Source organism: Synechococcus sp. RS9907, assembly GCF_014279615.1.
GTDB lineage: Bacteria > Cyanobacteriota > Cyanobacteriia > PCC-6307 > Cyanobiaceae > Parasynechococcus.
This window is the reverse complement of sequence record NZ_CP047944.1, coordinates 2,196,547-2,218,172: the sequence shown is the minus strand read 5'-3', so window position 1 is coordinate 2,218,172 and position 21,626 is coordinate 2,196,547. Positions and strand designations below refer to the sequence as shown.

18 protein-coding genes are annotated in these 21,626 nt (G+C 59.6%); 10 read left to right on the top strand and 8 right to left on the bottom strand.

Annotated elements, in window-relative coordinates; genetic code table 11:
• Nucleotides 1–20: 20 nt before the first annotated feature.
• Genes SynRS9907_RS12080 through SynRS9907_RS12070 form a run of 3 tightly spaced genes read right to left on the bottom strand, consistent with a single transcriptional unit; the run spans nucleotide 21 to nucleotide 4,644 of the window.
• Nucleotides 21–1,838, bottom strand: a complete 1,818-nt coding sequence (locus SynRS9907_RS12080; protein WP_188021183.1) for an SLC13 family permease — start codon at nucleotides 1,836–1,838, stop codon at nucleotides 21–23.
• The gene (hflX, locus tag SynRS9907_RS12075; protein ID WP_188021182.1) at nucleotides 1,826–3,502 is read right to left on the bottom strand and encodes a GTPase HflX; all 1,677 of its coding nucleotides are present in this window, start codon (nucleotides 3,500–3,502) and stop codon (nucleotides 1,826–1,828) included. Before hflX ends, SynRS9907_RS12080 begins: the two co-directional genes overlap by 13 nt.
• Nucleotides 3,499–4,644 carry an NAD(P)/FAD-dependent oxidoreductase gene (locus tag SynRS9907_RS12070; protein WP_188021181.1) on the bottom strand — a complete coding sequence of 382 codons (1,146 nt, stop codon included), beginning with the start codon at nucleotides 4,642–4,644 and terminating at the stop codon, nucleotides 3,499–3,501. Before SynRS9907_RS12070 ends, hflX begins: the two co-directional genes overlap by 4 nt.
• A 67-nt stretch (nucleotides 4,645–4,711) precedes the next feature.
• Between SynRS9907_RS12070 and SynRS9907_RS12065 the strand changes: the two genes are divergently transcribed.
• Complete coding sequence (locus tag SynRS9907_RS12065) at nucleotides 4,712–5,479, top strand: phosphoadenylyl-sulfate reductase (RefSeq protein WP_188021180.1); 768 nt, start codon at nucleotides 4,712–4,714, stop codon at nucleotides 5,477–5,479.
• 6 nt (nucleotides 5,480–5,485) lie between these two features.
• Entirely contained in the window at nucleotides 5,486–6,205 is a 720-nt protein-coding gene (locus SynRS9907_RS12060; protein WP_255445913.1) for a type III pantothenate kinase, read from the top strand.
• On the opposite strand, the gene bcp is transcribed toward SynRS9907_RS12060, so the two are convergent.
• Entirely contained in the window at nucleotides 6,183–6,650 is a 468-nt protein-coding gene (bcp, locus tag SynRS9907_RS12055) for a thioredoxin-dependent thiol peroxidase (protein WP_186496137.1), read from the bottom strand. The two genes, SynRS9907_RS12060 and bcp, sit on opposite strands and share 23 nt — an antisense overlap.
• Nucleotides 6,651–6,742: 92 nt before the next feature.
• Between bcp and SynRS9907_RS12050 the strand changes: the two genes are divergently transcribed.
• Both SynRS9907_RS12050 and SynRS9907_RS12045 read left to right on the top strand, forming a co-directional pair.
• A complete protein-coding gene (locus SynRS9907_RS12050) occupies nucleotides 6,743–7,240 on the top strand; it encodes a thymidylate synthase (protein WP_188021178.1) in 498 nt (165 codons plus the stop codon).
• A gap of 303 nt (nucleotides 7,241–7,543) precedes the next feature.
• Nucleotides 7,544–8,176: a protein phosphatase gene (locus SynRS9907_RS12045; protein ID WP_188021177.1), complete on the top strand. Its 633-nt coding sequence runs from the start codon at nucleotides 7,544–7,546 to the stop codon at nucleotides 8,174–8,176.
• Between the two features lie 21 nt (nucleotides 8,177–8,197).
• Here the strand turns inward: SynRS9907_RS12045 and SynRS9907_RS12040 are convergent, their stop codons facing one another.
• Nucleotides 8,198–10,390 (bottom strand): AAA family ATPase, encoded by a 2,193-nt coding sequence (locus tag SynRS9907_RS12040; RefSeq protein ID WP_188021176.1) that lies wholly within the window; start codon nucleotides 10,388–10,390, stop codon nucleotides 8,198–8,200.
• Between the two features lie 156 nt (nucleotides 10,391–10,546).
• Between SynRS9907_RS12040 and SynRS9907_RS12035 the strand changes: the two genes are divergently transcribed.
• From SynRS9907_RS12035 to SynRS9907_RS12025, 3 genes are read left to right on the top strand one after another with little or no spacing between them, the layout of a single operon-like run.
• Nucleotides 10,547–11,620 carry an efflux RND transporter periplasmic adaptor subunit gene (locus SynRS9907_RS12035; protein WP_188021175.1) on the top strand — a complete coding sequence of 358 codons (1,074 nt, stop codon included), beginning with the start codon at nucleotides 10,547–10,549 and terminating at the stop codon, nucleotides 11,618–11,620.
• Between the two features lie 9 nt (nucleotides 11,621–11,629).
• The gene (locus tag SynRS9907_RS12030; RefSeq protein WP_188021174.1) at nucleotides 11,630–15,061 is read left to right on the top strand and encodes an efflux RND transporter permease subunit; all 3,432 of its coding nucleotides are present in this window, start codon (nucleotides 11,630–11,632) and stop codon (nucleotides 15,059–15,061) included.
• Complete coding sequence (locus SynRS9907_RS12025; RefSeq protein WP_188021173.1) at nucleotides 15,061–15,354, top strand: hypothetical protein; 294 nt, start codon at nucleotides 15,061–15,063, stop codon at nucleotides 15,352–15,354. The genes SynRS9907_RS12030 and SynRS9907_RS12025 overlap by 1 nt, the downstream gene beginning before the upstream one ends.
• 86 nt (nucleotides 15,355–15,440) lie before the next feature.
• On the opposite strand, the gene SynRS9907_RS12020 is transcribed toward SynRS9907_RS12025, so the two are convergent.
• Complete coding sequence (locus SynRS9907_RS12020) at nucleotides 15,441–17,099, bottom strand: alpha-D-glucose phosphate-specific phosphoglucomutase (protein WP_188021172.1); 1,659 nt, start codon at nucleotides 17,097–17,099, stop codon at nucleotides 15,441–15,443.
• Nucleotides 17,100–17,225: 126 nt separating this feature from the next.
• Between SynRS9907_RS12020 and SynRS9907_RS12015 the strand changes: the two genes are divergently transcribed.
• Nucleotides 17,226–17,561 carry a hypothetical protein gene (locus SynRS9907_RS12015; protein ID WP_255445912.1) on the top strand — a complete coding sequence of 112 codons (336 nt, stop codon included), beginning with the start codon at nucleotides 17,226–17,228 and terminating at the stop codon, nucleotides 17,559–17,561.
• 17 nt (nucleotides 17,562–17,578) lie between these two features.
• Complete coding sequence (locus tag SynRS9907_RS12010) at nucleotides 17,579–17,818, top strand: hypothetical protein (protein ID WP_186496112.1); 240 nt, start codon at nucleotides 17,579–17,581, stop codon at nucleotides 17,816–17,818.
• Nucleotides 17,819–17,830: 12 nt separating this feature from the next.
• Here the strand turns inward: SynRS9907_RS12010 and SynRS9907_RS12005 are convergent, their stop codons facing one another.
• On the bottom strand, nucleotides 17,831–18,202 hold the full coding sequence (locus SynRS9907_RS12005; protein ID WP_188021170.1) for a hypothetical protein: 372 nt from the start codon (nucleotides 18,200–18,202) through the stop codon (nucleotides 17,831–17,833).
• A 190-nt stretch (nucleotides 18,203–18,392) separates the two neighbouring features.
• Nucleotides 18,393–20,432, bottom strand: a complete 2,040-nt coding sequence (locus SynRS9907_RS12000) for a tetratricopeptide repeat protein (RefSeq protein WP_255445911.1) — start codon at nucleotides 20,430–20,432, stop codon at nucleotides 18,393–18,395.
• A gap of 359 nt (nucleotides 20,433–20,791) precedes the next feature.
• On the opposite strand from SynRS9907_RS12000, the gene SynRS9907_RS11995 reads away from it, so the two are divergent.
• The gene (locus SynRS9907_RS11995) at nucleotides 20,792–21,004 is read left to right on the top strand and encodes a hypothetical protein (RefSeq protein ID WP_188021169.1); all 213 of its coding nucleotides are present in this window, start codon (nucleotides 20,792–20,794) and stop codon (nucleotides 21,002–21,004) included.
• Nucleotides 21,005–21,626: the final 622 nt, after the last annotated feature.

Below are 21,626 nucleotides of genomic sequence, written 5' to 3'. Positions count from 1 at the left end.
CGAGATCTGACCAGTGTTGTTCAGGATCCGCCGTAATGCCAGAGGATCAAGGCCGGCACGATGATGGTCATGATCAACGTCAGGCCAAGTCCGTAGCGGGTGACGTCCAGAAAGCGATAGCGGCCTGGACCGAACACCATCAAATTGGTCTGATACCCGACAGGGGTGAGAAAGGACTGACTGGCGCCGAACAGCACTGTGATCAGCAGGGCGGTGGGAGACAGCTGCAGGGACGGGGCCAGTTGAACGGCGACAGGCGCCAGCAGGGCCACCGAGGCCGCATTGCTCATCACCTGGGTGAGCAGCGTGGTGCCGATGAAGACCACCATCAAAGCGGCATAGCTCGGCCAGCCCGCCAGCCCCTGCTGGAGCACCAGGGCGAGGGCATCGGCGAGGCCCGTGCTCTGCATGGCAACGCTGAAACTGGTGAGGGATCCCAGCAGCAGAATCACGTCCAGCCGGATCGAACGCTGCAGTTCACCAAGGCGAAGGCAGCCGGTGGCGACCACGCTCACCATGGCCAGGAGCACCGCTGCTACGAGGGGGATGGGGGTGAGCGTCGGCAGCAGCAGCATCGCCATGGCAATGCTGACGGCCACGGGCTTGCGCCGCACGGTGGGCAGGTCATCCTCCAGTCGATCCAGCACCAACAGGTCGTTGCTGGCCTGCAGGCCGCGGATGGAGTCGATGGGTGCCTGCAGCAGCAGCACATCGCCCTCCCGCAGGATCACCTGGCCGAGGCGTTCCTGAACGGTCTCCTGGCCGCGGCGAAGGGCAAGCACCGTGGCGTTGTGGCGTTGCCGGAACCGCAATTCCCGCAGGCTGGCGCCGGCCAGGGTGGAACCAGCCGGCAGCAACACTTCCACGGTTTTCTGACCGCTTGACTCTTCGGTGTTGAAGCTGAACCCGGCGTTCTGACCTTGGGTTGTGAGCTGAACCGTGTGATCCTGCTGGAGACGCAGTAGATCCGGGCGGGTGACCCGCAACAGCAGATGATCGCCGGCTTCCAGCCGTCGGTCCGCCAGGGGGGGCAGCAGACGTTCTCCACCGCGCTGCAGTTCCAGCACGTCCACATCAAAGCGACGCTGCAGGCGACTGTTCCGCAGCGAGCGCCCCACCAGTTCCGAATCGGGTGGGATGCGCACCTCCGTGCAGTAGCTGCTGTCCTTGGGGTTGCCGCCGAGGTCATCGGTGCTGGCACCACGGTCCGGCAGCAGCACTCTTGGAGCCATCACCAGGTAGATGGCCCCAGCCAGCCAGACCGGCAGGCTGATCAGGGTGAAGCTGAACAGATCGAGGGAGCCATAGCCCAGTTGTTCGCTGATGTCGCTCACCAAGAGGTTCACCGAGCTGCCCAGCAGGGTCAGGGTGCCCCCCAGCACCGTTGAAAACGACAAAGGCAACAGCACCCGGGATGGCGAAATGCCGCGCCGTTGGCACCAGCCCTCCACCACGGGCAGCAGCGATGCCACCACGGGTGTGTTGGGCACAACTCCCGAGACCGGGGCGATCACGAAGGCCATCAGCGCAATCAGACGGCGCGAGGAGCGGATCCGCTCCGAGGCGATCAAAGCCCTCAGGCGATCCAGGGCACCGCTTTTGAACAGTGCAGCGGAGACCGGGAACAGGCCCAGCAGGGTGATCAGTGCAGGACTGCCGAACCCCGCCAAGGCCTCCTGGGGATTGAGCACCCCGGTGGCGATCAGCAGGCTCAGGCTCAGCAAACCGGTGAGCTCCGGGGCAATGACTCCGGTGATGAACAGCACCACCGCCAGCCCCAACACGGCCAGGGTGATCAACGCCTGGGGGTTCTGAAGAGCGCTGCTCAGCTCGGCCATGGCGGCGAGTCGCCGGTCGTCAATTGCGGCGATTCTGCCCCGGGATCAAAAAATTGCTCACGCAGCCACTGCTGTAGGCCCTGCAGCCCATCCCCCCGCACCGCTGAGAGAAACAGGGCGTCGGGTTCCCGCTGGTGAATCATCTCGATCTCAGACGCCTCACAACGGTCGATCTGATTGGCGATCACCCGGCGCAGGGCGGTGCTGTCAAGCTCATTGAGCAGTCGATGCACTGTGTCCAGGTGGCCTTGCCAGTCGGGGTCAGCAAGGTCGACCACCAGCAGCAGCACATCGGCATCCAGTGCCTCCTCCAGGGTGGCGCGGAAGGCTTCCACCAGTGGGGCGGGGAGATCACGGATGAAGCCCACCGTGTCGGTGAGCAGCAGCCGTTCAGGGCGTGCCCCAGGGCAGGGCAGGTCGAGTTTTCGGGTGGTGGGATCCAGGGTGGCGAACAACTTGTTCTCCGCCAGCACGCGATCACTGGCTCGTTTGCCGCATAAGGCATTGAGCAGGCTGGACTTTCCTGCGTTGGTGTAGCCCACAAGCGCCACCCGCGGCAGGCCACGCCGCTGATCCCGCAAGCGGCTGCGGTGGGATTGAAGTTGGCGTTGATCTCGAAGCAGTCGTTCAATGCGCCGGCTGATGGCCCGACGGTCTTTTTCCAGTTGTGTTTCCCCTGGGCCGCGCGTGCCGATGCCACCGCCCTGTCGCGACAGGCTGCTGCCCCGTCCCAGCAGGCGTGGCAGCCGGTAGCGCAGCTGAGCCAGTTCCACCTGAAGCCGCCCTGCAGCACTGCCGGCCCGCTGGGCAAAGATGTCGAGGATCAGCTCACTGCGATCGGAGACCGGACAGCTGAGCAGCCGTTCCAGATTGCGGGCCTGCACGGGAGTGAGCTCCCTGTCGGTGATGACAAGGGAGGCCTGGCAGCGGCGGATCTCGAGAGCGGCTTCCTGAAGTTTTCCGGAGCCCCAGAGCGTTTGGGGATTGGCTTGGCCCCGGCGCTGGCTGGTCCGGGCCACCGGTATGGCGCCGGCACTGCGCACCAGGCCTTCCAGCTCAGCCAGATCCCGCTGGTCGCGCTGTTCATCGCCACTGGTGAGCGTGAGCAGCAGCACTCGCTCGTCTCCGGCCGCGGCGCCGATGCTTTGGGGATGGGGTTCATCCGGTGTGAGGACGCAAAGATCCCTCAGGTCGCCCTGTTCAAACGATCTCCAGCCATCGGCTTGAGACGGGTCCGGAATCAAGAGTTCAGCCGGACGAGCTCCATCGGCCGCCGGACACGGTGCAAAGCGAAGCCAATGCCGAGGAGCGATGTCGAGGGCGACCACGGCGTCGCGGGGATCTGAGTGCAGCCCCTTGCGGGCGAAAGGGCAGCTGATCAGTCGCCATCCCCCGCTGCTCCGCCGCGGCGCCGCCGGCAGATGCTGCAGCAGCGAATCGCTGCCGGTGAGAGGCCCCAGCCAGAGCAGGCGGCAAAGGCCACGGCCGTCCAGCACCAGATGCAATTCCATCTCCAGCTCCAGCACCAGGTCGGCCAAGCGTTCGAGGCTCAGCAGATCGGCGCCGCAGTCCTCGGGATGACGGCGATGGCTCAACCGCTCCAGCTGCCGTTGCTGGCTGGGGCGCAGGCCGCGGCAACGCCCGCCAAGGTGGGATTGCTTCAACGGTTCAGCAACCAGGCACCTGCCGAGCGCAGACCCAGGGAGAGGCCTGGCAGGCGGGTGAGATAGGTGGCTCGTCGCAACTGGAAAGCCAGGGGACCAGCCAGGGTGAGCCCCATGCCGGTGAGGGTGGCGTCACCGACACCGAGGCTGAGCATTTCACCGCGGTCCTCGAACTGAAAGGGTTGCGGCTCTTCCCCCGTCCGCAGCTTCGCGATGGCTGCCGCTGTTGCATCGCCCTGTTGCATCGCCACCTGAGCGCTGGCGGGCCATGGGCTGCCTGGCCGGGCTGAGAGATCCCCGAGGGCGAATGTGTTGGCGCTGCCCACCAGGCGCAGGTCCTCGTTAACGGCCAGACGCCCCCGTTCCAGCACAGGTGTGGGTGAGATGGCGGGGATGGAGGGGCTGCTCCCTGCGGTCCAGACCAGGCCTGCGTGACGCAGAACAGCACCATCGGCAAGAACCGCGGTGCTGGATTTCACTTCGCTCACGCTGGTGTTGAGCTGGACCACCACTCCCTTGCGTTCCAGCGCGGCCTGGGCTCTCTCCCGATTGAACGCTGTGCTGCCGGGAAGGATTTCATCGCCCATCTCCACCAGTCGAACGCTGGCGGCACCGTCGATCAGATCCGCCAGCTTGCAGGCCAGTTCCACGCCGGTGGGCCCCGCGCCAACAATGATCAGACCGGCCGCTTCAACCCGTTGCTGGTGCTGGTTGTTCAGCCATTGCTTGAGGCGACTCACATCCCCGAGGTCACGGAAACCTGAGCTGTGTTCCTTGACCCCTGGAATCCCGAAATCATTGGCTTTCGAGCCCGTCGCTAGCACCAGTTGTGACCAGCCCAAGAGGTCTCCGGAGGCCAGCTCAATGCTTTGGCTGGTTTGATCGATGCCAACAACGCTGTCTTGGATCCAGCAGATGCCGTTGTTCAGCAGTTGGTCGTAGCGAGGGGCCACCTCCCAGCCTTGAAGTTCATCGCTGAGAAGTTCGTACAGCAGTGGTTGAAACAGGAATCGATCCCGCGGTTCGATCAGAACGATGGGGCAGTAGGGCTGTCGTCGCTGAAGGGCAAGTGCTGTGAACAGCCCGCCGAATCCACCGCCAACGATCACCACGGCATCCGATGGGGACGAGGGTGAACGCATGGAGGAATCTGCTTTTACACAAACGATAGGAACCACACCCGGTCCCACGACAGGGGAAGATGGCGTGATGACGGAGGCTCCTGAGGCCATGGTGCCCATGGCGGTGCAAAACGAGTTGCTCGAAGGGCGCAGGCTGCTGGAGTCGATGGAGCCGCAGCAGCGTCTGGCTTGGGGATTGGACCAGTTCGGTGAGAATTTTGCTCTCACCACGAGTTTTGGCATCCAATCGGCTGTGCTTCTGCACATGCTGAGCACCCTCCCCGGGGGTGATGCTGTTCCGGTGATCTGGATTGACACCGGATATCTGCCTCCGGAGACCTACACCTATGCCGCTCAACTCACCCAGCAGCTTGGGATTCGTCTGGTGGTGAGTCAGAGCGAAATGTCCCCGGCTCGGATGGAGGCCCTGCACGGGCGGCTCTGGGAATCCGGTCGCGTGGACGATCTGGAGACCTATCACCGGATCCGCAAGGTTGAACCCCTGGAGCGAGCGCTCAACGACCTGGAGACGCGGTGCTGGGCCAGCGGCGTGCGGCGTGGGCAGACCGATCACCGCCGCTCCATGACCGCGTTGGATCCGATTCGGGAGCGTTGGTCTCTCAGGCCTTTGCTCGAGTGGACGCAGCGAGACGTCTACTACTACATGCAATCCAACAACCTCCCCCAGCATCCGTTGTTCGAGCAGGGCTATTCCACCGTTGGCGACTGGCATTCCAGTGGCCCTGATGTGGGAGACCTGAGTGGCCGCGACACCCGCTTCGGTGGGTTGAAGCAGGAGTGTGGAATTCATGTGCCCCAGGAGGCCAACGAAGGGCTGATGGGGGAAGGCATCTGAGTGACGGTGCCTGCACCGGACGTCAGCCGTGCTCTGCTGATCGGCAACAGCCGTTGGCATTGGGCGCAGCGGCAGGGCAACACCGTCCGCATTGAGCACGGTCCTCCCGACCCTGGTCGCATCGGGATCGACCCTCCGGTTTGGGCCGCGGTGGGGCCTGTGCCCGAGCCGCTCATGGCCCACCAGGATCTGCGCATTCGCCTTGAGGATGTGCCCTTGCCTCAGGCTCCTCCTTGGTTGGGGGTCGACCGCGCTCTCGGGGCTTGGATGGCCTGGCGTTGCAGTCAGGAGCAACAGCTCGACTGTTCCAGGGGGTTGCTTCTGGTGGATGCCGGCACCGTGTTGAGCCTCACACGGGTGACGGCGGACGGCTGTTTTGGAGGCGGCCAGCTGATCCCGGGCTATCGGCTCCAGCTCCAGGCCATGGCCGAGGGAACCCTCGGCTTGCCATCAACCCCTGAGGATCTCAACAACGACGCACTGCAGGAGGTGTTTCCACAGCAAACCGTGGCCGCCATGCAACGCGGTGTTCTGGAGGCGATGTTGGCCTCCATTGCAGCGGCTCAGCAGCATGCCCAAGGGTTGCTGTGGATCTGCGGTGGGGACGCTGCCCTGTTGAAGCGTCATTGGTCCGGTGCAACGGAGTTGTTGCAGCTGGAGGGTGATCTTCAGTTGCAAGCACTGCTGAGCCTGGGGGCTGGGCTCAGCTCAGGCCGAGATCGCTGATCAGGGTGTCGGCCATGGTGGCCGCTTTCACCTTGAGATAAATCCGCTCGAGTTTTCCTTCTTCATCGATCAGGAAGGTGTGGCGCATCATGCCCATGTATTCGCGCCCCATGAACTTCTTCAGCCCATAGCTCTCATAGAGGCTGGCCACGGCACAGGGCTCCTCATCGGTGAGGAGGGTGAAGGGGAGCTCGTGCTTGTTAATGAATTTGTTGTGGGAGGTGGCTCCGTCCTTGCTGACACCCAGAACGGTGATGTTGTTGGCTTTCAGTTGCTCCCAGCGATCGCGGAAGTTGCAGGCTTCTTTGGTGCAGCCCGGGGTGTCGTCCTTGGGATAGAAGTACAGAACAACCTTCTTTCCGCGCAGTGAGGCGAGGCTGATGGGATCACCGTTTTGATCGGGAAGGGTGAAGTCGGGGGCGGCGTCGCCGATTTGCAGACTCACGGAAAGGGCTTGGTCAGTGGCGGCAGCGTACGGCCCTCAGGACAAGACTGTCCGTGCTGTCTACGTTGCAAGCAACCTGCAGCTGTTGGGCCATGGCGTCGCGGATTCGGGTCGAGCAAATCGCGCGCTCCCTGGCGGCTCTGGGCCTTTTGGCCATGGGCTTGAGCGCACTTGTTGCTCCGCGAGATGGTTTCTCGTTTGATCACGTTGTTCCTCAGTCATCGCAGGCGAATCTCAGCCGGAGGCTGATGCAGCGCGAGGTCACCCTGCATCAACGCAGCGAGGCCGAAACCCTGCTGAAAGAGTTCACCCTTGCGCAGATGACGCGTCATTACTGGGGTGAATTCGCAGGCTCGCTTCAGGATTTGGGACTGTCGTCCGGGTCGCAGTTCCAGGCAACGGTGAATCGCGATGCTGTTCGGACCCGGCTGTGGCTTGAGCCCCATCACGGCACAGAGGCCTATCTGGCGGAGGTGGAGCACTCCCGTGGTCGGCTGCGGATGCACCACTGCCGTGGTGATCGGAAAGCAGCAGGCCAGGCCGAGGCCGGGAATTGCCCAGATGGCTGGCAACGCATCTCTTTGAAGTGATCAGAGCGATCTACTTTTGATTCCTCGTTAGGACGAACTGATCTCAAGTGCTGGGTTTCAGGTGGCTCTGCCCGGCGAGATGGTTTTCAGCCTATCCATGCTTTGTAGGTGGCCCAGTTCGGGCACAATCCCCTGGCTTTTTTGTTTCAAGCTGGTCCAGATCGAGCCGAATTATCGAGTCTTGCGCGTCTCTTTTGCCGGAAGTTAGTTCTCTCAATGTTTCCCAATTCTTAAGCAATTGAGTGATGTCGGTGTTTCTTATTGAGGGGGCTAATTTTTTATTTGACGTGCTCCTTGTCGTCCGTGTTTTCTCGTCTCGCTGCTGGCCTGCTGGCTGGTGCATCCCTCGCTGCTCTGGCCGTTCCTGCTGAAGCAGGCACCTCCCGCCCCGTTCGCTGGAACACCGGCGGCGCCGTGTGGACCACCACTTCCAAGGATTTCAAGTCTTTCCTGAAATCTGGTGACATCAACGACCGCGCCCTGCTGGAAGGCATCAACAACTCCGGCTGGACCGCTGAAGAGATCCAGGAAGGCATGACCAAGACCTATGCCGTTGACATCATCGGCGTCTCCCGCTTCCTGTACTCCGACGACGGCGTCAAGTTCCTGAAGGACCAGACCCGTTCTTACTTCCCCTATTGGAAGATGAAGTCCACCTCTGTGGTGGCCTTGCGTTCCGCGATCGTCGCCGACTCCATCGACGGTGAAATCTCTTCCGCCGGCATCATGGCCGAGTTGCCCGTGGACTTCCGTCTGGCTGACACCTGCGGCACCTACGACGGTATCCAGAACGTCTGTGCCCCCAACCATTGCGAAGGAGACGCCCAGTGCACCTCGCTGCTCTCCTGGTACGTGTTCTTGCCCGCCTGCGTTCAGGCCAACTCTGCGCTGCCCGAGCCCGCACCTCGCGTCGCTCCCGCCCGTCCCCTCTGGTGATCAGCTCCTCAGCTCTGCGCTTCAACCCCGGCTACGGCCGGGGCTTTTTTGTGGCGTGTTGCGCTCGCCAGTGATCAATTGATGGCGCATTGGCAGTCGTAAACCACCCTCTCCAAGGCTGTTCAGTGACCGGCGCAATTCCTTCATCACGTCCGTGCTGATCTCCCCCATGGCCTGCCGGTACGGCGACCCTTCGGTGAGCCATCGCTCAGCCAGTTCCGTGCCCCCTGGAAGCGTGAGATGTTCCAGCCACTCCTCACAACGGAGCTGCCAGCCGGCGTTCTTTAACAACTCGTCCGGCCGCTGCTGCCGCTCAAGCCATTGCTGTTCCTGAGCCACAAGATCGCTGAACAGCTCTTTTGGATCGCCGTCTTGTCGCAATGCACCAGCGGGCCCCAGTTCGGCGCGGCTGATCAGCAGCCGTAAGCCTGTTGTCGGCTCGGCATGTTGGTTGATGGCCTCCAGCAGTGCTGTCCAGTTCTGCCCTTGCAGGTCGGCAGCGGCGAGGCGTCCTGCGATCCAATCGAAGGCCTGGAGTGTGGGCAGTGCGTCGAGGTTGCCGGTCAGCAGCTCTGGCCGATGCTCCGGCTCGAGCAGATCCATCTGTGCTGCCAGCCGGCGCCGGTCAGCTTCGTTGTCGCAAAGCACCGTCACGCCTCCTTCCGGGGCGGCCCTTAATGGATCAAGGGCCCAGATCAGCGAGCGCATCCCCAACAACAGCACCCGATCTCGGCGGGTCCAGGGGATGTCCCGCCAGAGCCGCTCGCGCAGGCGCTGCAGTCGCTCTCCCTCCTGCCCCAGTTGGCGCTGCACCCAGCGGTCCACGCCCGGTCGGTCGGGCCCACTGCTCAGCAGCAAGGGCTGGTCGGCCGCCAGCTCCGCGGCTGCGGCGAGTTGGGCCGCCCGGCGTTCCGCCATCCGCTCGCGTCGTTCTCCTTCCCACCCGAGTTGTCCGGGCTGCCAGAACACTTCCCCTTGCAGGGCTGTGGGGAGGTATTGCTGCTCCACCCAGTGTTCGGCGTAGGCATGGGGGTAGCGGTAGCCCGCGCCATCGCCGAAGGCGGCTCCATCCCGATTGGCATCGCGCAAATGCCCGGGCACGTCCTGTTTTTGCGCATCGCGCACGGTTTTGAGGGCATCAAAGAAGCCCAGAACGCTGTTGCTCTTTTCGGTGCCCGCCAGGTACAACGCAGCCTGGGCCAAGGGATACAAGCCTTCGGGCAGCCCCACCCGTTCGAAGGCCGCGGCACAGGCTTCCACCACAACCATGGCCTGCGGGTCGGCCAGGCCGATGTCTTCCCCCGCTGCAATCAGCATCCGCCGAAAAATGAAGCGGGGGTTTTCACCGGCTTCCACCATGCGTGCCAGCCAGAACAGCGCTGCATCGGCATCGGAGCCCCGCAGCGATTTGATGAAGGCGCTGATCGTGTCGTAGTGGGCATCGCCGTGCTTGTCGTAGAGCACGGCACGCTGCTGGATGGATTCCTCGGCGATGGCCAGGTTGATCTGAATCACGCCTTCGCCATCGGGCTCCGAACTCTCCACCGCCAGTTCAAGGGCGTTGAGCAGGCTGCGGGCGTCTCCGCCTGCCACATCAACGAGATGGTTGGCGGCATCGCTGCTGATGGCGATGGCGCGGTTGCCGTAGCCCCGCTCGTCGTCTGCAAGGGCGCGTTGCAGCAGCCGCTGCAAATCCTCTGGTTCCAGAGGAAGTAAACGAAACAGCCGCGATCGGCTGACCAGCGCCTTGTTGACTTCGAAATAGGGGTTTTCTGTGGTGGCACCGATCAGGGTGACGGTGCCGTTCTCCACCCATGGCAACAGCGCATCCTGCTGAGCGCTGTTGAAGCGGTGTACCTCGTCGATGAACAGGATTGTGCGCAAGCCATGCCGTTCAAGGCGTTGGCGTGCGGCATCCACCTCGATTCGTAAGTCTTTGACGCCTGCCAGCACGGCGTTGAGGCTGCTGAAGTGAGCGCGGGTGTGATTAGCAATGATCCGCGCCAGGGTGGTTTTGCCGACCCCGGGCGGGCCATGCAGGATCAGGTTGCCGACCCGATCAGCCTTGATGGCACGGCGTAGGAGCCGTCCGTCCGCAAGGATCCCGCTCTGGCCCTCAAATTCCTCCAGCGTGCGCGGGCGCATGCGGTCGGCCAGAGGGGCCAGCCGCCGCCGTTGCTGCTCACCGTGAAAAGCGAAGAGGTCCTGGCTCAACGAACAATCGGCGTTGACCCAGTGTCCCTGACGTTCTCAATCAGCGCTTGAGCTGGGCCGAATCGAACATTTTTTGGGATGCCTGTTTCGACACGTCGAAACCTTCGCGGACAAGCTCTCACGAACTCCCCATAATCCGGCAAAACCCTTTTTCCCGTGCGTCATCCGCAGCGACTCCTGCTCACCCTCGCGGCTCTGATCACAGTCAGTTCCTGCAAGAGCGAAGCACCGAAGCCGCCGCCGCCGAAGGTGCAGGCCGTCTCCGCCCAGTTGGCCGAATTCACTGAGGGTGTCGACACCGTCAGCACCTTGGAGGCCAGCAACCTGGTCGAGCTCGCTGCTCAATCGGGGGGTCGGATTGAGCAACTCAAGATCAGCCAGGGTGATGAAGTTGTGCCCGGTCAGCTGTTGGTGGTGCTCGATCAAGTCGAGAAGAAAGCCAAAGCCGACAACGCCAAAGTCAACTACGAGCGCTACGCCTATCTGGCTGAGACGGGCGCTGCGTCGCAGAAAGACTTGGATCGTTACCGCACCCAGTACATCTCAGCCAAGGCGGAGCTCGACTACAGCAATCTCACCTCACCCGCCGCCGGCACGGTTGCTGACGTGAAAGTGAAGGTGGGCGATGTGATTCGGCAGGGCGAGGTGTTCACCAGCCTGGTGCAGAACAACGAACTGGAAGCCCAGGTTGAGGTGCCGGCGGTGTTCTCGACGCGTCTGGCGTTGGGCCAGCCGGTGTTGCTCAGTGCCCCAGGCAGTGAGGATGTGATTGCAACCGGGCAAGTCGGTTCGATTGATCCCCGGATCAACAAGCAGACCCAGGGATTGTTGGTGAAGGCGGTCTTCCCCAACACCGATGGGCAATTGATGGATGGCCAGCGTCTGCGCACCCGGGTGCAGATCAAGGCTGAGAAACAACTGGCCGTTCCTTTCGCTGCTGTCACCCAGACCTCCGGTCAGAGCTTCGTCTTCCGTCTCGGCAGCTTTGAGGAACTCAAAGAAAATCCGGGCAAGGCTGATCTCGAGAAGCTGGAGAAGGGCATCAAGGCCGGCAAACTTCCCGCTGATGCCAAGTTCGCCCTGCAGACGCCGGTCACGGTGGGCGAATTGGAGAACCAGCTGTACCCGATCACCAAAGGCCTCGAAGCCAATCAGATGGTGGCCACAACCAATCTGCTCAACCTGAAACACGGCATGCCCGTGCAGGTGCAACCCGCCAAGGCGAACTGAGGTTGATCGATGTCTGCTTCCAATAACTTCATCACCCGGCCGGTTCTCAGCACGGTCTGCAGCCTGCTGATCGTGATCGTTGGTTTGATCTCGATTCCGATCCTTCCGATTGAAAACCTCCCCGACATTGCACCTCCAACGGTGAAGGTGCAGGCCACCTACGTGGGTGCTGATGCTGTTGCCGTTGAGCAGGGGGTCACCTCCGTGCTCGAGCAGCAGATCAATGGGGTGGAGAACATGGACTTCATCACCTCCAACAGCTCGTCGGATGGTGTGAGTTCGATCTCCGTGTCGTTCGACAGCGGCACCGACGGCAACATCAACCAGGTGAACGTGCAGAACCGCGTTTCCCTGGCGGAACCACAGTTGCCGGAGGAGGTGCGTAAGTCGGGTGTCACGGTGAACAAGGCCTCCAACTCGATCCTGCTCGTCTACAACTTCGTCAACGAAGACCCCGCCAAAACCGAATACTCGGTGGAGACGATCAGCGGTTATCTCGACAAGAACCTCACCGACAACGTCAAACGAGTGAAGGGCGTCGGCGATGTCACCTACTTCGGCAACCGCAAGATCGCCTTCCGCCTTTGGCTGGACCCTGAGAAGCTGACCGCCAACAACCTCACGGCCACCGATGTGGTCAACCAGCTGCGAAGCCAGAACCGTCTGGTGCCCGCCGGCAAGATCGGCGGCGCCCCTGCCCCTGAAGGTCAGGAATACACCTTCACGGTGCAGCTGCAGGGTCGTCTGACCAGCACCCAGGAGTTCGAGAACATCATTCTCAGATCCACTGATGCCGGTGGCTTGGTGCGGCTCAAGGATGTGGGCCGCGTTGAGCTCGGCGGTGAGACCTACGGCATTGACGCCATGGATCTCAAAGGCACACCTTCGGTTGGCATCGCGATCTACCAGCTCTCCGGAAGTAATGCCATCGAGGTCTCCAATGGCGTCAAGGAGGTGCTGGCCGAGTTCGAGCAAACCCTGCCGGTTGGCCTCGGGGTCCAGAAGATTTACGACACCACCGACTTCATCAACCAGTCGATCAAAGGAGTGACCAACTCCCTTCGGGACGCAGTGATCCTGGTGGTGCTGATCCTGTTCCTGTTCCTGCAGAACTGGAAAGCCACGCTTGTGCCCGCGATTGCGATTCCGGTGGCCTTGATCGGCACCTTCGCCCTCGTGCTGGCCTTCGGTTTCTCCCTCAACCAGCTCACCCTGTTTGGTCTTGTGCTGGCCACCGGCCTTGTGGTGGATGACGCCATCACCGTGGTGGAAGACACCTCCGCCAAGAAGGCGGAAGGGATGACCTCGGTGCAGGCCGCCATGGAAACCATGGATGAGCTGTTCGGGGCTGTGATCGCCACCTCTCTGGTGAAGATGGCGGTGTTCCTGCCGGTGCTGTTTTTCCCAGGTGCCACCGGAACGATCTACAAGCAGTTCGCCGCCACGATCCTTTTCTCGATCGGCATCTCCACCTTCAACGCCCTCACCTTCTCGCCGATGCTGTCGGCCCTGCTGTTGTCTCGCGAGACCAAGGATCTCAGCCGCAATCAGTACGCCACGGCCGGTGTGGTGCTTGGTTTCATTTACGGCTTGCTCAGTGCTGGCAATGGAGCGGCGGCAGCGCTGATCCCAACGGTGATCGGTGCGGTGGTCGGCTTCATCGCCGGCAAGATCAGTGGTCTGCCCCTGCGTCTTCCCTTCACCGCCGGTGGTGCTGCGGTGGGTGTGATCACCACAGGGGTGATCGTCTCCAATCCGATCCCGGTGGTGTTGTTCACCGCTATTGGAGGTGGCGTTGGCTACTTCATCCCGGTGATCTTCACCAACTTCAACCGTTTGTATGGCGGCTTTGAGAAGCGCTATGCGTCGATCCTCGATGCCGTGCTCAAAGCCCGTCCGATTGTGATGGCGGCCCTAGCGGCCGGGATCCTGCTGACGGGATTCGCCTTCACCCGCATTCCCGGTGGATTCGTGCCGATCGAAGACCAGGGCTATGCCATCGGTTTCGTGCAGGCTCCTGAGGGTGTCTCCAACGAGAAAACCCTGGCGATCAACCGTCAGGTGGCTGAGGTGTTGCGCTCCGAGGAGGACATCGCATCAGCGGCCTTGTTCAGCGGCGCCAGCCTCGATGGCAACGCCCCCAACAAGGGTCTGTTCTTCATCGGGATGAACCACTGGGATGATCGGCCCGGCAAGGACCACACCGTGGGAGCGGTGGTGAAGCGTCTCAACGCCAAGTTGTATGGCGCGATTGATGGGGGTCGGGTGTTTGTTGTTGAACCCCCGTCGATTCCCGGTTATGGCACCGGTGGTGGCTTCGAGTTCCAGCTGCTGGACCAGAGCAGTGGCGTCTATTCGTTGAATGAGTTTTTCGGATCTGCTCAGCAGATCATTCAAACGGCGAACAGCGATTCCGTTCTCAATCAGGTTTACACGCTGTTCTCCCCCCAGGCTCCGCAATACAAGATCGATGTGGACCGGGAGCAGATGGCTTCGCTCGGTGTCGATTTCGCCTCCGCGATGTCTGTTTTCAGCGTCAACTTCGGTGGGCAATACGTGAATGACACCTTCCAGGAGGGCAAGGTGCGCAGGGTGTATGTGCAGGCCGATGAGGTCAGCCGGGCCACCCCCCAGCGTCTGTCGGCCATCTATGTCGCCAATGCCAAGGGCGAGCAGATTCCCCTCTCGGAGTTCTTCACCGTGAAGCAGACGGTGGGGCCCAGCGTCATTCCCCACTTCAACCTCTACCGCTCGATCAAGATCGACGGCACTCCCAAAGAAGGCAACAGCTCAGGACAGGCGATCGGGGCGATGAAGCAGATCTTCAACGCTGGCAGCTACCAGGGTCTTGGTTTCGACTGGACCGGTATCTCCCGCGAAGAAGTGAAAGCTGGATCCCTGGCGGTGGTGATCTTCGCGCTCGGCATCCTGGCGGTGTTCCTGGTGCTGTCGGCTCAGTACGAGAGCTACACCGACCCGATCATCATCCTGCTCACCGTGCCGACGGCGTTGCTGGGGGCCTTGGTGTTCCTTGGCGGTGCCGGCCAGGTGCTCAACATCTACGCCCAGGTGGGTCTGGTGATGCTGATCGGTTTGGCGGGCGGCAACGCGATTCTGATCGTCGACCTGGCCAACCAGAAGATGGGTGAGGGCGAGTCGGCCCTGGAGGCTGCCAAGTTCTCCGCCAAGTCGCGTCTGCGGCCGATTCTGATGACGGCGATCTCCTCCCTCACCGGCTTCCTGCCGCTGATGCTGGCCAGTGGTGCGGGTGCCCAGAGTCAGTCGTCCCTGGGCCTGGTGGTGTTCGGTGGTCTGTTGGTGGCCACCTTCCTCTCCACCCTTGTGGTGCCTGTCTTCTACGTGGTGATGAAGACGTTGCTGGGCGAGGCCGATGCCAAGCCTCCTGAGGACGGTCCTACCCCCACCCCGCAACCGAGCTGATGACTGAGTTGAAAACCGAGGTGAATCAACGCAAGCCCTTCAGTGGCATGCGTGTGTTGATTGCAGTGGCCATAGGTGCCGGTCTTGGTCTGGCGGTGGCCTATTTCCTCAAGGTGCTGATCGATAACAGCCCGGCCGAGATCGCGCTGGGCCGTTTGCGCCTCTTTTATCTGATGGTGATCACCTCGGGAGGCCTGGGGGGCTTTGCGATTGAGACGATGCGCCAGCTGCAGGAGGAAGCCACCGATCCTGCCTATCGGCACAGCAAGGCTCACCGCGGCCGTCGTCCCTGAGGGATCCACAAGAGCCAGCAAAAAGCCACCCCGAGGGGTGGCTTTTGCATGTCAGATGGGATGGTCCCGGTTCAGGTGATCACTGTTCAGGTGATCACGGTGGGTTGGTCCATGCCCGTGCGTTGCTTGATCTCGGCCAGGTCGTTGATGGCGCTGATCATGTCGGCCAGGGCAACCTGGGGATCCTGGTTCAGGTCGCCGCTGCTGGGCACGTAGCTCTCCAGGTAGACGCGAATCGTCGCTCCCTTTGTGCCCGTGCCGGAGAGGCGAACCACCACCCGGCTGCCGTCGTCCAAAAGGATGCGCAGACCCTGGCCCGCGGTCACAGAACCATCAACCGGATCGGTGTAGCTGAAGTTGTCCGCTGTGCTGATCTTGCGTCCGGCAAAAGCCTGGCCCACCAGGCTGGGAAGCATGGATTCGAGGCGGTCGTAGAGACCATGGGCGGCGTCGCTGGCGACGGCCTCGTAGTCGTGACGTGAGTAGTAGTGGCGTCCGAAGCGCTTCCAGTGTTCGGCCATGATCTCGGCGACGCTGCAGCGGCGCACCGCCAGGATCTGCAGCCAGAACAGCACCGCCCAGAGGCCATCTTTCTCGCGAACGTGGTTGCTGCCGGTGCCGAAGCTTTCTTCCCCGCAGAGGGTGATCTTGCCGGCATCCAGCAGGTTGCCGAAGAATTTCCAGCCCGTGGGGGTTTCGAAGCAGTCAATTCCCAGCTCCTTAGCCACCACATCCACCGCGGCGCTGGTGGGCATCGAACGAGCCACCCCGGCCAGACCATCGGCGTAGGCCGGAGCCACCGTGGCGTTCGCCGTGAGCACGGCGAGGCTGTCGCTGGGATTCACAAAGCAGCGCTGGCCCAGGATCATGTTGCGATCGCCATCGCCGTCGCAGGCGGCGCCGAAGCGGTACTCATCTCCCTCGAGCAGCAGTTCAGCCAGGTCGTGGGCGTAGGTGAGGTTGGGGTCGGGATGACCGTTGCCGAAATCTTCCAGGGGTGTGCCGTTTCGCACGCTTCCCGCCGGTGCACCCAGCAGCCCCTCGAACAAGCGAGTGGCATAAGGCCCGGTGACGGCATGCATGGCGTCAAAGGCCAAGGGGAAGTCGCTGCGAAGCAGATCGCGGATCTGATCGAAGTTGAACAGCTTCTGCATCAGATCGACGAAATCGTCGACGCCGTCGATCACCTCCACCTGCATCGCGCCGATGCTGTGCAGACCAGAGGCATCCAGTGGGATTTCTGGAGCCTCAACAATCGTGTATTGCTCCAGGGTCTTGGTGCACTCGAAGACTGCATCGGTGAAGGAGGCGGGGGTGGGGCCACCGTTGGCGCCGTTGACCTTGACGCCGAAGTCACCGTTCTCACCACCAGGGTTGTGGCTGGCGGACAGGATGATGCCGCCGATGGCCTGGCGCTGCCGGATCAGATTGGAGGCGGCGGGCGTGGAGAGGATGCCGCCGGTGGTGACGATCACCTTGCTGAGACCGTGGGCGGCGCCCATCCGCAGGATCACGTCGATGGCACGGCGGTTTCCGTAACGGCCATCGCCCCCCACCACCAAGGTGCCGCCCTGCACGCCCGGCAGCGTGCGAAGCGATGCTTCGATGAAGCTCTCCAGGTAATGGGGCTCCTCGAACTGGCGACTGCTTTTGCGTAGGCCGGAGGTCCCAGGCTTCTGGTCGGTGAAAGGGGTGGCCAGGGGCACCTGGCGTTGGGTCGGTTCCGCAGGGGCCGAGGTGGTCATCACGACGGATGGAGGCTGTATGCGGAACCTAAACATGGAAATCCATTTCCAAAGCGTCGGTCGCGACCAGTTGACGCCGCTACCCTTTGGCCCGCATCAATTCCGACGACCATGCATCGCTGTCTGTTGCTGTTGTTCGTCGGAATGGCCTGCACGACCTCTTCCGTTGTTGCATCACAAAGCTGGAAACGGGCCCTTCCTCTGCCGGAAGCCTCTCAGGAGGCCGTGTCTGCCGCCAATGCTGTAATCAATCAGTCAGGTTCGGAAGAATGCCTGCGCGGCAAGTTTTCCAATGCCATCTTGAGATTGTCCAACAGTTGTGATGTCTCTGGCCACTCCTCCACCGCGTGTGAGTTGGCCTCCGAAATTGCTGGTCAGGAAAGCGAACTCAGCATGGGCGACATGATCGCCACATCCGAGATCCTGCTCGATCTGCTTGGCGATTCGGAGACATCCCACTGATCGCCTCTGTTTCTTCGATGGACGTCACCCATCCCGGTTCCAAGCCACTCGACGCTGATCAACTCAGTCTTCTCGAGACGTTTCGCGGCAAGGTGGATTCCAGAATCACAAACCATGGACTGACCGCTGCCGACGTGCAGATGTTTGTGGACGAAATCAAGAAGCACCCCGATGTGAGCGTGGCACTGCTCGATGCCGTTCGCGGTGAGGTGGCCACCCTGATGCAGGGGCAGCGGTTCAGCTTCGACTTTGATTGACGTCCACCAGGCTCAGCCCTGACGTGATTTGGGCTTCTCTTTTTTGATCACAGGCTCGGCGCAGACCCTTGGGATCCGCCGAGCGGTGTTGGTGATGGCGTCCTGACGGCGAAAGTCGTTGGTGCTGGCAATCTTGGCTTCATCCATCAGGGACCACAGCACGTCTTTGCAGAGCCCCGGCAACCTTGAGTGATCCATCAAAGGATCGGCCAGCTGACGCACCCGCGCGCAGGCTTCCGTTGTGTTGTCACGGGAGCAGGCGTAGGCGGCCAGCTCAATGCTGCGAAGTTGATCCTTGCTGGGCCATGGCTCGTAGGGCTCAGCTGCGATCACGGGACTGGCGAAGGCGAGCAGCAGCAGGAAGCGTGTGATCTTGAATGTCATGGGACCAGTTTGGCGTTCTTTTGCGCAGTTGAGCCAATCAATCGTTTGAAAGATCAATCAGCGAAGCATTGGACCGTCTGGATGACGAAAGTTTCCGTATGCCTTGCTCGTTTCAGGTGAAACAAGATGATTCATTTTCGTTTGTTGAGGGCATGGGGGCTTTTGTCGTTGATTGCCTCGGTGAATATTTCTACAACGGTTTGTAGGCCCAGAATTGATACATGCTTTGAAATGTTGATGGATTGTCCTCCTCGAATTTTCCCCAGTTGCTGAGTGAGGTGCCATCGATGTCTTCGGGGAAGTGGCTTTGATAAGACGTCTTGATGGATTTCGGAAGCATGAATCCGCAAAATGCCAAGTGCTCGGCCTCTAAAAGTTTTTCCAGGATCTCGGTGGTGAAATGATGCTCTTGAACGTGAAAGCAAAGGTCGCGACACTCGGAGAGCGAATAGAAATCACTTGCAAGTTCAGATAAGTCTTTTAGTTCGTGCTGATCATCGTTAAATACTTGCTTGCGAAAATTTCTGATGTCTTCTGGTGTGCTTTGAATGCCCAGGTTTTTGATCAGTTTTCGTGCTGCAGAGACTTTCTGTCTGGCAAGTTTGCTGTATAGACCAATCTTGAAATAGCCTCCTGGCTTGAGTTTGCTGTTCAGTGCTGCCAGGCCCTCGGCGGGGTTTTGCATGTGATGCAGCACCCCGCTGCACTCAATCACGTCGTAGATGTCTTGAAGCTGATTGGCATCCAGGATGTCCAGTTGCTGGAGCCGAACATTGCGCATGTTGGTCTCCTGAATTTTTCTTGCTGCGTAGGCCAGGCTGTTGGTGCTGATATCAATTGCCGTGATTTGCGCATTTTTATAGCGACTGGCGTTAATGATTTGGTTGCCCGTTCCGCATCCAGCGATCAAGATCTTTGGGCTGGAGTTGGGTGTTGAGAGTTCATTGCAGAAGGAGGGATTTTCAATGGTTGTCTCTAAGGAGATGAACTCAGCTGTTGGTTTTGCAAAAAGGGGATAAGTGTGGTCTGCATGTTTGTATCGAGGGTAGGGATTTTCTTCGTACATCTGTTGTACGTCGAGTGATACCTCATTGGTTATTTTCTTGCTATGGCCGAGGCGGGCTTTGATGTCCTGCTCTGTTTCGACCTCATTGAATTGGGTGTTGATGAAGGCTTTACTCTCATCGCTGTTGATGGGATATGAGTTGATTTCTTCTTTTGTGGTGATGCCGTGGATGGGTCGATAGCAGCCAATCATGGGCAAGGATTGATTGAAGGCTTTTTTTCTTTTCCTTGTGTCTTCAATCAGATCATCAATCCATTGTTGCTCCTCGTCTGATTGCCAATAGACGTATTCGTTGAGGAAGCATTGCGTCGCAAGCGCCTCCAGCAGGGGTTTGAGCTCTGGGAGTGTAGAGCTGTGGTTTTTGATGTGCGCTAGGAATTCCTTTCTTAGGCGTGTGAGGAATTCCTCTGTCTCCTTGTGGGTTGGGATCAGTAAGGTCAGCGCTGTTCTGAACCTCCAGTCTGATGCGAGGCGATGAAAGGCCTGGTTTTGGTCTGAGATGATTGGGTTTGAACCTGCGGCCGCTTGGATGTCATCCAGGTGGACTTGCACGAAGAGTTGGCCGATTTTGCGATGGGAAAAGTCATCGCAATTGAGAAGCTTTTCGTAGGCTTTGTTCGCGGAGTCTCTGTTGAATGCGTTTACCTCGATGTCGCTGGCGAGGCTTTTCAGGTTCTGCAGCGCTTCGATGTTACCTTCATCGCATTCAATGGCGTTGATGGTGGCTGTTAGCGCTCTGTCTGTTTCTCCGAGGTCTCTGTAAATACTGCCGAGATTCATCTGGACAGTTGATTGCTCATGATCAAGATCGAGTGATTTCAGCGTGAATTTCAGGGCTTGATCAAGATTTCCGGTGTCCCGGTATAGATTTCCGATGTTGCTGTAAATCTGGGGGTCTTCAGGTTCGAATTCCAGGGCTTGTTCATAGTGTTCCAGGGCTTCGTTAATACGGCCACTGTTTTTGCAAAGGATTCCAAGATTGCAAAACACTGCAGGATCAGATGTTCCTGCAGTGATCATTTTCTTGTAAATCGCTTCTGCTTCTCTGAACCGGCCTGTCTTGTGAGAATAAATGGCTTGGTTGAACCATTTCTGAAAGTTCAGTTTCGGCTTTTTTGTTGATTTTCCCGCTTTGCCATCTGCTGCTCCTCCAAAACCAGCCACTGCATTTCCGTGCGCTTGCTGGAGTTTAGAGCTAAGTCAGTTCTCTTTACCGTCTCATTCCCCCCATCTCCTGACTTCGTTAGGCGTGTGGCGCAACTCCTCTTTCAGTTATAAACACCCACGGCTTTATGCTCCTGGAAGGTCGGACAGTCTCTTTGGGGGACCATCCTGATTCCATGATTACTGAGGTCTACTTACTCCTAAATGGCAAATCAGCCCATATGATTGTCGGGAAGGAGGTGCTGATGGTTTCTTTTTTCAAAATCCAGATGGATTTGGGAAAAAGGCAGCAATTAAAGTCAAAGATTTCACTTCAAGTGATGGAGATAGTTTTCTTGTAGATAAAAATATTCTTGATTTTGGCAAAAAAACTAAAAATAAAAAAAGTCGTCGGCAATAATGCAGCATTTAAACGAGTGAGTAAAAGTAATAAAGACATTGTCTTTGATGAGAAGAAAGGATTTCTTTACTTCAATGAGAATGGTAAGCAAAAAGGATGGGGAGATGGTGGTCTATTTGCCAGACTTCAAGGTGCTCCTGAATTAGGTGCTGATGATTTCACCATTGTCTGACTGCCTCGGGAAGTAGGGGTACAAAGTTGCATCTCTATGGTTCCAGCAGGTCAAACAAAATCCCGTCAGAACTCAGGAGTCGATCTCTTTCCCGTGCCTTGTGCTCTTCGTGAGGCAGCACAGAAGGCATCTGCTTCGTTGTGTTTGCTCTGGAAGTGCTTCCAGGAACCGAACCGGTCCTGGTAGCCGATTTCGACTCTTATACCACCAGACCCTCCATTTCTTGGAGAAGAACTCGGTTGAGTCGGTCGTCGCACCCGACAACCATCTGGGGGTAGATGGTCCCCTGATGGTATGGGGCATATGCAGCAGCACAAACCTCCTGGGTTGCTGCTTTCCACTTGTTCAGGGTCCTTGGTTCCAGTTGCTCCTTAAGTGCTTTGTTGGACTCCTCCCATCGTTGGGAAGCACACCACCTCATCTCAATGGTGTTAATCCCAGGGCACTGAATATCGGGTTCCTCTGCTTTCGCAGGCATCAGAGGTAAGAGGAGTAGAGGCACAAGGAGTGTTCTCATCGATCCTCCATTACTCTCTCCACAACAGCATCCTTCACCCTGTCCTGAAAGGTCTTGCCGTCTTGCTCAGGGGCAATCGCATTCGCAGTTGCTCTCAGCAGGTCT